The sequence below is a fragment of the Pseudarthrobacter sp. S9 genome (assembly GCF_050156545.1).
Taxonomy (GTDB): domain Bacteria; phylum Actinomycetota; class Actinomycetes; order Actinomycetales; family Micrococcaceae; genus Arthrobacter.
Map to the genome: position 1 here is coordinate 271,358 of NZ_CP189576.1, position 12,838 is coordinate 284,195.

General features: G+C 62.9%; 18 protein-coding genes. 10 read left to right on the top strand and 8 right to left on the bottom strand.

Annotation, left to right across the window (positions count from 1 at the left end):
• Positions 1–39: 39 nt before the first annotated feature.
• From ACQCSY_RS01295 to ACQCSY_RS01325, 7 genes are all read right to left on the bottom strand, one after another.
• The gene (locus ACQCSY_RS01295) at positions 40–288 is read right to left on the bottom strand and encodes a hypothetical protein (protein ID WP_427132508.1); all 249 of its coding nucleotides are present in this window, start codon (positions 286–288) and stop codon (positions 40–42) included.
• Positions 289–338: 50 nt separating this feature from the next.
• Positions 339–1,850 carry an NAD-dependent succinate-semialdehyde dehydrogenase gene (locus ACQCSY_RS01300; protein WP_427132510.1) on the bottom strand — a complete coding sequence of 504 codons (1,512 nt, stop codon included), beginning with the start codon at positions 1,848–1,850 and terminating at the stop codon, positions 339–341.
• A gap of 32 nt (positions 1,851–1,882) precedes the next feature.
• On the bottom strand, positions 1,883–2,203 hold the full coding sequence (locus tag ACQCSY_RS01305) for a riboflavin kinase (RefSeq protein ID WP_427132512.1): 321 nt from the start codon (positions 2,201–2,203) through the stop codon (positions 1,883–1,885).
• A gap of 34 nt (positions 2,204–2,237) precedes the next feature.
• Complete coding sequence (locus tag ACQCSY_RS01310) at positions 2,238–2,342, bottom strand: riboflavin kinase (protein ID WP_427132514.1); 105 nt, start codon at positions 2,340–2,342, stop codon at positions 2,238–2,240.
• On the bottom strand, positions 2,339–2,905 hold the full coding sequence (locus tag ACQCSY_RS01315) for an NUDIX domain-containing protein (protein WP_427132516.1): 567 nt from the start codon (positions 2,903–2,905) through the stop codon (positions 2,339–2,341). The genes ACQCSY_RS01310 and ACQCSY_RS01315 overlap by 4 nt, the downstream gene beginning before the upstream one ends.
• 44 nt (positions 2,906–2,949) lie before the next feature.
• On the bottom strand, positions 2,950–4,383 hold the full coding sequence (locus ACQCSY_RS01320) for a purine-cytosine permease family protein (protein ID WP_427132518.1): 1,434 nt from the start codon (positions 4,381–4,383) through the stop codon (positions 2,950–2,952).
• Between the two features lie 104 nt (positions 4,384–4,487).
• Positions 4,488–5,426 carry a flavin reductase gene (locus tag ACQCSY_RS01325; RefSeq protein WP_427132520.1) on the bottom strand — a complete coding sequence of 313 codons (939 nt, stop codon included), beginning with the start codon at positions 5,424–5,426 and terminating at the stop codon, positions 4,488–4,490.
• A 140-nt stretch (positions 5,427–5,566) separates the two neighbouring features.
• Here ACQCSY_RS01325 and ACQCSY_RS01330 point away from each other — a divergent pair, with 140 nt between their 5' ends.
• The 10 genes from ACQCSY_RS01330 (at position 5,567) to ACQCSY_RS01375 (ending at position 12,110) form a co-directional block, all read left to right on the top strand.
• Positions 5,567–6,247 carry a GntR family transcriptional regulator gene (locus tag ACQCSY_RS01330; RefSeq protein ID WP_427132522.1) on the top strand — a complete coding sequence of 227 codons (681 nt, stop codon included), beginning with the start codon at positions 5,567–5,569 and terminating at the stop codon, positions 6,245–6,247.
• Between the two features lie 20 nt (positions 6,248–6,267).
• Entirely contained in the window at positions 6,268–6,426 is a 159-nt protein-coding gene (locus tag ACQCSY_RS01335; RefSeq protein WP_427132524.1) for an LLM class flavin-dependent oxidoreductase, read from the top strand.
• Positions 6,427–6,440: 14 nt separating this feature from the next.
• Entirely contained in the window at positions 6,441–7,034 is a 594-nt protein-coding gene (locus tag ACQCSY_RS01340; protein ID WP_427132526.1) for an amino acid synthesis family protein, read from the top strand.
• Positions 7,031–7,585, top strand: coding sequence for an amino acid synthesis family protein (locus ACQCSY_RS01345; protein WP_427132528.1), 555 nt, complete (start codon positions 7,031–7,033; stop codon positions 7,583–7,585). The genes ACQCSY_RS01340 and ACQCSY_RS01345 overlap by 4 nt, the downstream gene beginning before the upstream one ends.
• Before the next feature lie 12 nt (positions 7,586–7,597).
• Positions 7,598–8,335, top strand: coding sequence for an alpha/beta fold hydrolase (locus ACQCSY_RS01350; protein ID WP_427132530.1), 738 nt, complete (start codon positions 7,598–7,600; stop codon positions 8,333–8,335).
• A complete protein-coding gene (locus ACQCSY_RS01355; RefSeq protein ID WP_427132532.1) occupies positions 8,325–9,812 on the top strand; it encodes an aldehyde dehydrogenase in 1,488 nt (495 codons plus the stop codon). The genes ACQCSY_RS01350 and ACQCSY_RS01355 overlap by 11 nt, the downstream gene beginning before the upstream one ends.
• Positions 9,813–9,874: 62 nt before the next feature.
• The gene (locus ACQCSY_RS01360) at positions 9,875–10,027 is read left to right on the top strand and encodes a hypothetical protein (protein ID WP_427132534.1); all 153 of its coding nucleotides are present in this window, start codon (positions 9,875–9,877) and stop codon (positions 10,025–10,027) included.
• Positions 10,027–10,284, top strand: coding sequence for a tautomerase family protein (locus tag ACQCSY_RS01365; protein WP_427132536.1), 258 nt, complete (start codon positions 10,027–10,029; stop codon positions 10,282–10,284). Before ACQCSY_RS01360 ends, ACQCSY_RS01365 begins: the two co-directional genes overlap by 1 nt.
• Positions 10,284–11,351 (top strand): LLM class flavin-dependent oxidoreductase, encoded by a 1,068-nt coding sequence (locus tag ACQCSY_RS01370; protein WP_427132538.1) that lies wholly within the window; start codon positions 10,284–10,286, stop codon positions 11,349–11,351. The genes ACQCSY_RS01365 and ACQCSY_RS01370 overlap by 1 nt, the downstream gene beginning before the upstream one ends.
• Positions 11,352–11,891: 540 nt before the next feature.
• Complete coding sequence (locus tag ACQCSY_RS01375) at positions 11,892–12,110, top strand: tautomerase family protein (RefSeq protein WP_427132539.1); 219 nt, start codon at positions 11,892–11,894, stop codon at positions 12,108–12,110.
• Positions 12,111–12,208: 98 nt separating this feature from the next.
• On the opposite strand, the gene ACQCSY_RS01380 is transcribed toward ACQCSY_RS01375, so the two are convergent.
• Positions 12,209–12,829: a helix-turn-helix domain-containing protein gene (locus ACQCSY_RS01380; RefSeq protein ID WP_427132541.1), complete on the bottom strand. Its 621-nt coding sequence runs from the start codon at positions 12,827–12,829 to the stop codon at positions 12,209–12,211.
• Between the last annotated feature and the right edge of the window lie 9 nt (positions 12,830–12,838).

The following is a 12,838-nucleotide window of genomic DNA, read 5'->3' on the forward strand; positions in this document are numbered from 1 at the left end:
CTGTCAGCGCTTCCCCCCATTTCGAGAACGTCGGAAGGTCTATGGAGCCACGGGCCTCAACGTCTGGAAGTTCGATGTGCCATATGGATCGGCGGGATCCAGGCGCATGCTTTGCCAGCGGTCGTAGTACGAGGACCACGAGCCTTTCTCCGCGGGGCCGGGGACAAAGCGTGTGATGATGGGTTCCAGTCCGGAGGCTGCCAGGCGCGCGATAGTTCGGGCCGCTTCGTCGTACCGCGGGATGTGCCACTCCCCCTCTCGGCGGAAGGCGCGTTGCATGTCAATCACGACCAGATGACCCTTTGCCCCGCTCGTCGAGGTCATGGTCCTGCTGCCATTCACGATTTCTGGCCTTCCTGGTCGGCATGGGGATCGGCGATGCCGATGTATTGAGTCGTGGTGTACTCGGCGATGCCCTCAGAGCCGCCCTCTCGCCCGAGGCCTGACTGTTTTACGCCGCCGAACGGGGCCGCTGCATTGGATATTACTCCCGCATTGAAGCCGACCATACCGAACTCGATCTGCTCAGCCACCCGGAACATGCGGGCGTAATCCCGGGTGTAAATGTAAGAGGCCAGACCGTATTCGCTGGCATTGGCCAAGGTGATCGCTTGCTCTTCTGTGCTGAAAGTCGTGATCGGGGCGACGGGACCGAAGATCTCGGTTTGCAGTATTTCTGCGTCGTTGGCAACGCCGGCAAGGACCGTGGGCTGGTAGAAGTATCCCTCGCCCTCAATCGGAACTCCGCCGGTGACGACCGTGGCGCCGGAAGCGACGGCTTCTTCGACCAGGGCGTGCACGTCCTTGCGGGCTCCGCCGTCGATCAAGGGACCCACGGTGGTGCCGGCCTCGGTGCCGCGGCCGGGCTTGAGGGCAGCCATCGCTTCTGCGAACTTGGTAGTGAATTCCGCGGCGATGGACTCGTGCACGAGGAACCTGTTGGCGGCCGTACATGCCTCACCCATGTTGCGCATCTTCGCTGCTATCGCACCCTGCACTGCCTTGTCCAGGTCTGCGTCCTCGAAGACGATGAAGGGGGCGTTGCCTCCGAGTTCCATCGAGGTTCGAAGCACGTTTTGGGACGCGTCCGCCAGCAGCTTCTTGCCTACGGGTGTGGATCCGGTGAAGGAAACCTTTCGCAGCCGTGCATCCTTCATGAGTGGCCCGGAGATGGACGATGCGGAGGACGATGGGACCAGGTTTAGCACCCCGGCGGGCAGGCCCGCTTCCATCATTACCTGCGCGAAAAACTGTGAGGTCAGGGGAGTCAGCTTCGCCGGCTTGAGCACGATGGTGCAGCCGGCCGCCACCGCAGGCGCTACCTTCCGTGTCGCCATTGCCAGAGGAAAGTTCCACGGCGTGATCAGCAGGCAAGGGCCCACCGGTTTGTGCTGGACCAGGATCTTGTTTTTCCCCTCCGGGGTGGTCAGGTAGCGGCCGTAGTCACGCACTGCCTCCTCCGAGAACCAGCGCAGGAACTCTGCCCCATAAGCGACCTCGCCCCGGGCCTCGGCCAGCGGTTTACCCATTTCCAGGGTCATAAGCAGAGCGAAGTCCTCCGCGCGCTCGGTTACGAGCCCAAAGGCCCGGTTCAGGATCTCTGCCCGTTCCCGGGGAGCGGTTCGCGCCCAGGACGGCTGGACCTTGTGCGCCGCGTCCAAGGCGGAAAGCGCGTCTTCACTGGTGGCATCCGCCAGCGTTGCCAAGACCTTGCCGGTAGCCGGGTCCTCGACGTCGAAGGTTCCCTCGTCAGAGGCTTGCCTCCAGTGTCCGCCGATCAGCAGTCCGGTCGGGACGGACGCGAGTAGCTCTGCCTCCCGCTCGGGGGTCACGGAGTTTCGTTCAGCCACTTAGGGCTCCTTCCAAAGGGCTTGTGCATTGGTCATTGTGCGGCAGCGGCACGCCGGGGTGGCTGTTCAGGCCAAGTGCGGGTACCGCTTTCGCGCTGATGTGGTCCGGGTGGAACGAGCCGGGGAAAGTGGTGTTTGGCCCAATTGCGAGTTGCTGTGACATCGTGGCGCAGTTGCTCAGTGAGGGCGTGAACTCTTGCGAAGGTTTGTTGGTCCCGCAGCTTGACGGTCAGAACGACGCTCAGTTTCCGTCCGTAGAGGTCCTCGTTGAAGTCAAGGAGGTGGGCCTCAATCAGCTTGTTTCCCTCCTGGGGATAAAGCGTCCGCCGTCGTCCAATGGAAACTGCCGCCACACACCACTTTCGGGAGTCGATGCGGATTAGCGCCCTATACCCCGTCCTCGATCTGGTCGTCGAGGAGCTGGATGTTGGCGGTGGGGAAGCCGAGCGTCTTGCCTCGTTCATCGCCGTGTTCGACGATACCTTGAATCATGATCTTGTTCCGTGGTTGGGCGTTGCCTTGGCCGCCTCGAGTACCTGATCCAGCCACGCCACCCGATTGCTGAATCGCCTGACCTTCGACGGCGCCGCCCAGCGGAAACTGTCGTGCTCATCATTGATGGCCAGTCTGCGTCGCGGGGTGACGGCCTTGAAGGTGTGCACCAGCCACGGATGGCCTCTATGGTCTGCTAGCAGAAGCGGTGCCCCTGGCCGGAAATCGGTCAGATCATTTTTGGTGAGCCCTGTTTCCTCACGAAGTTCCAGGAAGGCCTGCTCTTCAGGGGAGGCCCCGGACTCGAGATATCCTGTGATGCAATGCCAGCGTCCGCGGTCATGTCCGACGGACTGGCTTCGCCTGAAGAGGGCAATCCGCCCATGCCGCTCGACGATCAGAGCCACTACCGCACGGGGCGGGCATTCTGCGGGGGAATGTGCCTCCCCGCTTTCCCGCTTTCCCGTAACAGCGTTGCGGTAATCATGTTGCTCCTCGTACGGCTCGATCGTTGTGGGGCGGATGGTGTCGCAGGCCCGTGTCGATCCGCTGTGGTTGTGCATTGAACCGGTGGCTTCCCGCCTGTCCGGAGGGAAGCCACCTGGCCTTAGAGGGTCTGGCCCGCGATGCTGCGGTCGAGCATTTCATGTCCCGAGAGGCGCTGGCGGCGGTGGGTGGCGAAGTAGACGCCGGCCGCGACGGCGGCCCCGACATAGTAGGAGAGGTCTCCGATTTGGGGGAACGCGGCAGCGATGGGGCCGGTGTAGATCGAGGACATCCAGAACGGGGATGAGATGACGACCCCTGCGGCCCAGGCAACGAAGCCCCACTCGAACTTCCTGCTCTTGTCGAATAGCTCGCGGAGACCTCGTTCCGTGCGGCGCCCTCCGAAAAGGTAGTCGCACACGAGGACAGCTACGTATGGGGCGATGCAGTAGGCGGTCAGATTGAGGAACGCGGTGAAACCTGTGTTGAACCCTTCCTGGCCCCACAGGGCTACGAGGTATGAGGCGACACAGATGACCACGACTGCGGTGTGGCGTTTTACGGGCACGCCCATGGTCTGGATGGAAATCGCGCCGCCGTAGACGTTCAGGAAGTTTTGGGTGAAGGAAGACAATGCGACGACGCCAAGTCCGACGGCGGCCCAGGGTCCCATGAGCTCTTTAAGGGCGCCGATGCTGTCGCTGGCGGTCGCAGTTGACCCGAGGACCGTGCCCAGAATGCCCATCCAGACCATCGTGACAGCGTTGCCGAGCATGGTGGCCCATCCGGCGCCGCGACGATTGCCGGGGGTGTTGGGAAGGTAGCGGGAGTAGTCGGATGCGAACGGCATCCAGGCAACGATGAAGGAGAAGAACCAGCCGAAGAAGGTGATCCAGCCGCCGATGCCATCGAAGCCTTTTGCTGCTGGATTGAAGTCATTGACGATATGTCCGTTGGCGGCGGCCACGACCGTGATGAAGACGAAACCGATCACCAGGACGAACGAGAGGATGCGCTGGAGGAAGTGGATCAAGTTATACCCGATGACCGCTACGCCAAGCTGGATACCCATCAGGACGAGCGCCGACAGCCAGAATGGCACGTCGGTCAGCAATGCGATGGCCTTGCCGCCGAGGATGACGGTCACTGCCGCCCAGCCGATGCCGGCGAAGACGTTCACATATGCCACTGGGAACAGGTTGCCGATGAATCCGAGCGGACCGCGCCCTTGCATCTGCTGGGGTACGCCCAGCCGGACGCCCATGGCGGACAGGTAACCCATTCCGGCCGAGGAGGTAACACCGGCAAGCACGATCGCCAAAGCAGCGGCCCAGAAAGGTAGCCCGAAGTAGGTGGCGCTGAAGCCGAGGACGACGATGGGGAAGTTCATGCCGGCTGCGAACCAGAGGAAGAACTGCGATCGCGGCTTGCCGTGGCGTTCCACGTCCGGGATGTGCTCGATGCCGTACGGCTCGATCTTGGTGAGGCTGTCGCGATAGCCGCGATCTACAGCAATGCTGTCTTCTGAGACGGAACTCATGGTGTCTGGGCTCATTTTTTGTCCTATGGTGGAATGCGCACCTGGGTGCGCTGCTTGAGAGAGCAGGTTGTGTCGGTGCGGCTGGTTTCCCGTGCAAGGCTCTTCAGCCGTGCCGACACTTAGAGTTCGGCGAGATTTCCGCCGTCATAGAACCGCCCGGCCTTGTAGACCATCGGTGGCGTGTTGTCGATCTCGGCATGCCGGACCCGACAGATAAAGACGGTGTGGGTCTTCGCTTGGAATCGTTCCTGAATCTCGGCCTCGAGGGATGCGGCCGAGCCGTCCAGAAGCGGGCTGCCGTTCGGGCCCTCGTGCCAGTCGAGCTCCGCGAACTTGTCCGGGGCCTTGGAAGCGAAGACACGGACCGTATCGAGCTGCCCCGTTCCCAAAATGTTGATGCCCAGGTGGCTTGACGAGAAGAGCGCCGGGTAGGTGCTGGAGGTCTTCTGGACACAGACGAGCACGAGAGGTGGCTCGATGGAGACTGAGCAGTACGAGTTCGCCGCCAGTCCTTTGGGAGTTTCGCCTTCCTTGGTGGTGACCACCGTGACCCCCGTGATGAACTGGCGGTTGAACGCCTTCATCAAGTCGGAGTCGAGCTCGGGGAAGTCGCCGCCGTCTCCAACCTCCGGTGTGGCTATCCCGCGCAGGGGGCGAATCCCGAGGCCGGCCAGCAGCTCGCTGCCGTCCCACGTCACGGTTTCTTTCGTGACTTTCCCGTCCTGGAGGACCAGGATGTTCGAGCCTCTGGTCTGAACGGTAAGTCCGGTTGCCGGGACACTGAGGTACTCGTGGGTGTGGGTGCCGGTGGACGTCCAGAAGACGGCCACCGTTTCCTCACCTTCGACGATGTCATCGATCGTCGTGCGCAGGTCCGGGAAGGCTTCCCGCACCGCGGCGATCTCGGCTTTTAGACCAGTGATGTCGACAGTTGCGCCTGTCGCCTTACTGGTTCGCGTGTACCCAGGGGCCACGAGGCCGTCGAGAGCATTGAGGTCACCCGTGTCCCAAGCAGCGAGCCAAGCTGACGTGATGAGCGGTTCAAGTGTCTGTTGCATACCAATGACCGTAAGTCAGGTCACATGATCGCGTCAATAGAATCATCATAAAACCCTCAAATAGCCGGAATTCTGGTGCTTTAGAAAAAGCTATTCCTGCCTCTTGACTCGCTTCTTGCATGCAACATAAGCTGTCATGCATGCAAGAAGAAATGGTGCTCAGTGTTGAAGCCGACGAGCGGAAGGGCCTCCTCGAAAAGATCCGGGGGCTCGTCCTGGGAGGCGACTTCCCGCCCGGCGCAGTGCTGCCGGAGGCTTTCCTTGCCCAGGAATTCGAAGTCAGCCGCACTCCGGTACGGGAAGCCCTCAAGCAGCTCCAGAATGAGGGACTGGTGGAGATACGTCCGAAGGTGGGAACCTTCGTCCGCGAGCCGACCCACAGGGAGATCATCGAGCTGTTCCAGCTCAAGGAGTCCCTCGAGGGGCTCGCAGCATCGCTGCTCGCCCGCCGCGGCGATACACCGGAACTGTCTGCGCTCCGCCTGAACCTCGAGGACTCCGAAGCCGCGGTCCTCACGAACGACAGCGAGGCCTACGCCCGGCTGGTACATGAATTTCACTGGACCATCGTCCGGGGCTCGGACAATCTCAAACTCGCGGAGCACTATGAGCGGCTCATGAACCAACTCGCCTACCAGCGGCTGGTCCTGCGCACCATCGAACACCCGGGCAGGATCGCTGCCTCCACCCGCGAGCACCGCGCCGTCCTCGAAATGATCGAATACAAAGACCCCTTCGGCGCCGAAACCGCCATGAGGAACCACGTCCATGCCTCGTCCCGAGAGGCTCTCACCGAACCGGTGCAGTCGCTCCTGAACTGAACCGACCACGAAAGGAAGCCATGCGGTACTCCATCTTCCACGCCCTCGGCGCCCCCGGCGACCTCGCCAACTACGGAACCCACATGAAGAACACCCGCGAGTACGCCCAGGCGGCGGAAGAATACGGCTTCTGGTCCGTCTGGTACACCAACCAGCCCGCACCGGCCGGGACCAAATGATGCATGATCACGGCTTGGGCATCCGCAAGATTGTCTATTATAGCGAGGAGATCCTGCTCGAAAACGGACTGTCCCCCTCAGTCCCTGCACTCCGTGCCACGGCAGCGGCCGTGGTCACCAATCCCTGGCTGGGCGGTAAGGCCACCGATGACCTGAATGAGGAAGTCATCCGGTTGGCCCCGGCGCTGGCACGCAAACTCACCGCCGTACTCACCAAGGAACTCGGCGGCGTAGACGCAATCCAGGCCTTCGGTAAAGCTGCGATTGTAGGCACCGGAGGCGAGATTGAACACGGCGCGGCCCTCATCCACACACCGTTCTTCGGCAACCTCGTCCGGGAGTATTTCGACGGCGAATCCATCATCTGCTTCGCCGACGACCGGGCCGACGCCGGCGCATCACTTGTCGTGCCCCTCTGGCACAAGAACGCAGCCGCCACCCGCACGCACTACCAGACCATCACCACCCGGATCAGCGATGCGCCCCGGCCCGGAGAGATCGTCGTCGTCCTCGGCGCATCCACCGGCCCCCGCCCACACTCGCGCATCGGGGACCGGCTCACGGACCCCGTCGTCAAAGCAGACACCCTAGGAGAACTGATTTCATGAGCATCCGCAAAATCGTCACACTCACCGAAGACATCCTGATCGAAGGCGGCCGGGACGTCACGCCAACCGCACGGGTCGCCGTCGTGGCAGCCATTATCAAGAACCCCTGGGCCGGACAGGGTTTCGTAGAAGACCTCTCCGCCGGAATCAACGGCACCGCCTCCGACCTTGGTGCCCTGCTCGCGCCCCGCGTGCTCGAAGCCCTCGGCGCCCCGGCCGAAGCCTACGGCAAAGCCGCCATCGTCGGCCTAAACGGTGAGATCGAGCACGGTTCCGGGCTCATCCACACCCTTGCCTTTGGAAATCACTTCCGCGACGCCGCGAATGCCACCACGCTTTTGCCGGCCGTGGAAAAGCGCGGCCCCGCCGGCGTCGTGTTCGACATTCCGCTCAAGCACATCACTGATGCGACCATCCGCTCCCACCACCAGAGCATCGAGGTCCGGATCAACGACGCACCCCACTCCGATGAAATCGTGATCGCCCTCGCCGCCGCGGCCCAGGGACGCCCGCAGCAGCGCCTCGCGGCGTTCGCCACCGAAACGAAGTAGGTGACTGCCGTCGTGAGCCGCGTCCGCGTAGCGCTGATCCACGGCGTCGGCCTCGACGGGTCGATGTGGGGGCCCTTGCGTGAATTCCTCGAACCGGAATACGACGTTCAGGTCCTCGAGCTCCTGGGGCACGGAGGCCGGGAGGCTGCGCCCGAAGGGGTGACGCTGGCCGAGCTCGCGGCGGACGTCGCGGAGCGCCTGGAACCGGGCAGCCATGTCGTGGGGTTCTCACTGGGTGCCCTCGTCGCCCAGTATCTGGCCCGGTTCCGGCCCGATCTGGTTTCCTCCCTGGTGTCCGTCGGATCGGTGTGCGACCGTACGGCGCAGGAGCACGCCGCGGTGATGATGCGCCTGGCCTCAGCGGCATCTGACTTCCCCGCGACGGTGGAAGCATCAATCCTTCGGTGGTACCCGGAAGGGTCCCCCGTTCCGGCGGAACTGGTCGAGGCGACGAGGGAAGTCCTGCTTCGCAACGACCCGGGATCCTTCCTGGCCTGCTATCGCGTCTTCGCAACAGCAGACGCGGACATTGCGCCCGAACTGCCCCGGATCACCGTTCCCTCTCATGCTGTGACCGGTGAACTGGACCCGGGGTCGACGCCGGAGATGAGCGCCAGGCTGGCCGCGGCCATCCCGGGCTGCACGTACTCCGTCATCAGCGGGGCCCGCCACATGATACCGGTGGAACGTTCCCAAGAGCTCGCCAACACCCTCACCGCCTTCATCAAGGAGCATTCAAATGTCCGCTGACCGCCGCTACGACCACTTCATCAACGGGGACTGGGTTCGGCCGTCATCCGGGGAGTACTTCGACAGCACCAACCCAGCCACCCTGGACTTGCTCTACCGGGCCGCACGCGGTAACGAAACCGACGTCGACCGGGCCGTTTCAGCCGCGGCGGCAGCCTTCGAAAACCCCGCGTGGCGTGACCTCAGCCAGACCAGGCGCGGGCACCTGCTCCGCCGCCTGGGCGATCTTGTGGGCGAACACGCGGACGAACTCGCCCGTATGGAATCCGAAGACAACGGCAAGCTCCTGCGGGAAATGCGCGCCCAGCTCGCTGCCATGCCCGAGTACTACTACTACTACGCCGGACTGGCAGACAAAATCCAGGGCGACACCATTCCGGGGTCCAGCCGGGCCATGCTGAACTACACCCTCCGCGAACCCTTAGGGGTCGTGGGCGCCATCACGCCGTGGAACTCGCCGCTGACGCTGACGACCAGCAAACTTGCCCCGGCCCTCGCGACGGGCAACACCATCGTGATCAAACCCTCTGAATACACCTCTGCCACTGTTCTGCGCCTGGCCGCGCTGGCCGACCAAGCCGGTTTCCCGCCCGGTGTCATCAATGTCGTCACCGGGTTCGGCGCAGAAGCCGGAGCCGCTTTGGTTGATGACCGCCGACTGGCCAAGATCTCGTTTACCGGCAGCACCGCCACAGGCGCCCGCATTGCCTCCTCCACCGCATCCAGATTCATCGGCTCGACGCTGGAACTGGGCGGCAAATCGCCCAATATTATCTTCGCCGACGCCGACGTGGCCAATGCCTCCATGGGAGTGGTAGCCGGCATCTTCGCCGCCGCCGGCCAGACTTGCATCGCAGGAAGCCGCGTCTTCGCCCACAAAGCCGTCTACGACGAACTGCTGGAGCGTGTCACCAAGCGCGCCCGCAGCATCGTCATCGGAGACCCGCTCCTTGACGCCACCGAACTCGGGCCGCTGGCGTTCCAGGATCAGCGGGACAAGGTCGCCAGCTACGTCGATCTCGGCGTCTCCGAAGGTGCCACCGTCCTGACCGGCGGCGGCCGGCCCAACACCGGCCTCAGCGGCTACTTCTTCGAACCGACGGTTCTCACCGACGTCGACAATTCCATGCGCGTGGTCAGGGAGGAGATCTTCGGCCCCGTCGCGGCGATCATGCCGTTTGAAACAGAGGAAGAGGTGCTCCGGCTGGCCAACGACAGCAGCTATGGACTGGCGGCCGGAATCTGGACCACTAACCTTTCCAGGGCGCACCGGATGGCGAGCCGTTTGGAGGCCGGTACCATCTGGGTCAACACCTACCGCACCATGTCTCCCCAATCACCCCGGGAAGGCTTCAAGACCAGCGGAGTCGGCGTCGAACACGGCATAGAGAGCATCCGCGAATACACCAGGCTCAAGAGCGTCTGGATCAACACGGACGAATCCCCCCTTGCTGACCCCTTCGTGATGAGGAGCTGAACCCTGCCCATCGTCAACCAGCCGGCACAGCGTGGGTCAACACCTACGGTGCCATGTCCCCAATGTCACCACGGCAAAGGTTCAAGAACTCGGGCGTAGGCATCGAGCACGGGCCCCAACCCATCCACGAATACACCCGACTCAAGAACGTCTGGATCAACACCGACGAGGACCCCTATCCGACCCGTTCGTCCTCCGCACCTAAGGAGCCGTAATGCCTCTTATCGAAGTCTCCATCGCCCGGGGTCGGACCCCCGAGCAGCTCCGCTCGCTCATCGGCGAGCTTCACCGTGCCGCCGAAAGCTCAGTGGGCGCGGCACCCGAAAACACCACCGTCATACTCCGTGAAATCGAGCATGAACACTGGTCCCGCGGCAACCAAACCATCGCCGAACGCAACGCAGTCGCCCAGGAAGCGGCACCCACCCAGGAAGTGTCGGCGAACATCGCCGCAGAACGAAGGAGTCACTAATGCGCTTTTCCCTCTTCGCCCATATGGAGCGCTGGGACGAGACCGTCTCACACCGCGAATGCTTCGAGAACCTGACGGAGCTCGCCCTCATCGCGGAGGCCGGAGGCTTCAGCACCGTCTGGATTGGTGAGCACCACTCCATGGAGTACACCATCTCTCCCAGTCCCATGCCCCAGCTCGCATACTTGGCAGCGCGCACGTCGCGCATCCGTCTGGGTGCCGGAACGATCATCGCGCCCTTCTGGAACCCGCTCCGCGTAGCCGGCGAGACGGCGCTCCTGGACGTCATCAGCAACGGCCGGATGGAAGTGGGACTGGCACGTGGTGCTTACCAGTTCGAGTTCGACCGTCTCATGGGCGGCATGTCTGCAGTCGATGGCGGCAAGCATTTGCGCGAGCTGGTACCCGCCGTGCGCGCGCTCTGGGAGGGTGACTATGCACACGACGGGGAGGTCTGGCAGTTCCCGACCTCGACCAGCGTCCCCAAGCCTCTGCAGAAGCCGACGCCGCCTATGTGGATCGCCGCCCGAGACATCTCCTCGCACGAGTTCGCCGTCGCTAACGGCTGCAACGTGATGGTGACGCCGCTTATGAAGGGCGACGAGGAAGTCGAAGACCTTGCGCACAAGTTCGACACCGCGGTAGAGAACAACCCCGGCGTCCCCCGCCCGGACCTCATGGTGCTGCGCCACACGCATATTCACCCCGCAGACGAGCCCGAGGGATGGCGGCGTCCGGCCGAGGGCATTCAGAAGTTCTACCGGACGTTTGATGCCTGGTTTGGAAACAAGACCACTCCGAAGAACGGTTTCCTCGAGCCTAGCCCTGCAGAGAAGTTCGCCGACCGCCCGGAGTTCACGGCAGAGTCCCTCCACCAGACGGCGCTAATCGGGACGCCTGACGAGGTGATCGAGCGGCTCCGCCACTACGAGGCACTCGGCGTAGACGAGTTCAGCCTCTGGTCCGACAACAGCCTGACCCATGAGGAGAAAAAACGCTCGCTCGAGCTCTTCATCGAGCACGTCGTACCGGCCTTCCAGGAGCAGACCGCCACCGCGGCACGCTGAGGTCAACTACTGGTGCCTGAGCCACGACGATGGCTCCCCGACGCTGCAGGCTGGGCGTCGGTTCCTGGATGGCGTCGGTTCCTGGATGACTGAACCGGCTCCAGCCTGCAGCGCACAGAAGGGTGCGAGCTTGGTGCGTGCCCGTCATCCGGCATGCAGCCCTTGAATAGTCCATCTGCCGACGATGAGATACGCAGCATGGGTGGCGTGAATTCACGCGGGTTAGGGACATGATCTCGCATTAGATGCGAAATTCCTGCCTACAATTTGGAACTGTCCGCTAAAAGGGACGCTCGACGGGCGGACCACCCCGATTCGCGGCACTTTAGACTTCTGTCGTTGGTTTGCCCTTAAATGCGCCGCTGGCCGCGGCCCAATCTTCGGGATGAGATATCGGTAGAAGACGAAACTGCTGCTCATGAGTGCCGTCATATGGTGTTTCAGCCTCGAATTCATCCGGCTGTGATCCTTAATCATTAGCATCTCCACCAGCTGAGCTGCCCCCACTTTGCCGACCCCTTCATCTGACGAGCCAAGACCATGCCGATCGTCGACATCTCTATTTCAGAAGGCCGCACGCCCGAGCAGCTGCGTGCGCTGGTGACGGCCGTCCACTCAGCTGTCCTCGAGACAGTCAACGCCCGCCCGGAACACGTCACCGTACTGCTCCGCGAAGTCCCGCGGACCCGCTGGGCTCTCGGGGACACCACACTGGCTGAGCGGGACAGAGTACTGGACGGACGAAGCGGCGGTTCGTAACACGCCTACGCCTTGAACACGGCCAGGGCGAATGTCCCGCTTGGTGTTCTGGCGCATTACGCGAGCGGAGATGCCCCACGGCGGTAGACCAAGGGTTTCTACTTTGCTGCGATGGCCAGGAATCTGATCGGCAGGTCCAGCAGCTCTAACGGGCCGTGGGGTCCTTCGCCGTCGAGGAGCAGCGAGTCCCCTGCCTCCATGGTGTATTCATAGGCGCCGTGGCCGTAGATCATTCCTCCGGAGAGCATGTAGATGAATTCCGTTCCGGGGTGCTGGAAAAGCGGGAAGACGTCGGAGGCGTCGGTCAGTGTGACCAGTGTCGGCTCGAGGGCGTCGGTGCGTCCCTTGAGGGTGCCCAGCACGCGGTACTCGTGCCCGTGCTGTGTTCCGCTGCGCACGGTCAGGCTGCCTTGGCCGTTCTTGGTGAAGGTCGCATCGCGGTCGGTGTCGGCACCCCGGAACAGAGCCGTGACCGGAATTTTTAGCCCGTCGGCCAGGCGCTGCAGGGTGGTCAGCGAACACGAGGTGCTGGCCGACTCAATCTTGGAGATCATCGCCTTGGACAGCCCCGTCCGGGCTGCAAGTTCGGCGGCCGACAGCCCGTGGGCTGTCCTGTAGCGTCGGAGCTGCCCGGCAATGATGCGTTCCAGTTTGCCTGCCACATCGTCCGCCGCCGCCTCTACCGGCACGTCCGTCTCTCCGCCACTCTGATTCGTCACCCAGCCATC

Bases quoted from the DNA above. Each gene is read 5' to 3' on its own strand.
- ACQCSY_RS01310 (WP_427132514.1), bottom strand. From the start codon at position 2,342: ATGATTCAAGGTATCGTCGAACACGGCGATGAACGAGGCAAGACGCTC.
- ACQCSY_RS01315 (WP_427132516.1), bottom strand. From the start codon at position 2,905: ATGCACAACCACAGCGGATCGACACGGGCCTGCGACACCATCCGCCCC.
- ACQCSY_RS01320 (WP_427132518.1), bottom strand. From the start codon at position 4,383: ATGAGCCCAGACACCATGAGTTCCGTCTCAGAAGACAGCATTGCTGTA.
- ACQCSY_RS01325 (WP_427132520.1), bottom strand. From the start codon at position 5,426: ATGCAACAGACACTTGAACCGCTCATCACGTCAGCTTGGCTCGCTGCT.
- ACQCSY_RS01330 (WP_427132522.1), top strand. From the start codon at position 5,567: ATGCAAGAAGAAATGGTGCTCAGTGTTGAAGCCGACGAGCGGAAGGGC.
- ACQCSY_RS01335 (WP_427132524.1), top strand. From the start codon at position 6,268: ATGCGGTACTCCATCTTCCACGCCCTCGGCGCCCCCGGCGACCTCGCC.
- ACQCSY_RS01345 (WP_427132528.1), top strand. From the start codon at position 7,031: ATGAGCATCCGCAAAATCGTCACACTCACCGAAGACATCCTGATCGAA.
- ACQCSY_RS01355 (WP_427132532.1), top strand. From the start codon at position 8,325: ATGTCCGCTGACCGCCGCTACGACCACTTCATCAACGGGGACTGGGTT.
- ACQCSY_RS01360 (WP_427132534.1), top strand. From the start codon at position 9,875: ATGTCACCACGGCAAAGGTTCAAGAACTCGGGCGTAGGCATCGAGCAC.
- ACQCSY_RS01365 (WP_427132536.1), top strand. From the start codon at position 10,027: ATGCCTCTTATCGAAGTCTCCATCGCCCGGGGTCGGACCCCCGAGCAG.
- ACQCSY_RS01370 (WP_427132538.1), top strand. From the start codon at position 10,284: ATGCGCTTTTCCCTCTTCGCCCATATGGAGCGCTGGGACGAGACCGTC.
- ACQCSY_RS01375 (WP_427132539.1), top strand. From the start codon at position 11,892: ATGCCGATCGTCGACATCTCTATTTCAGAAGGCCGCACGCCCGAGCAG.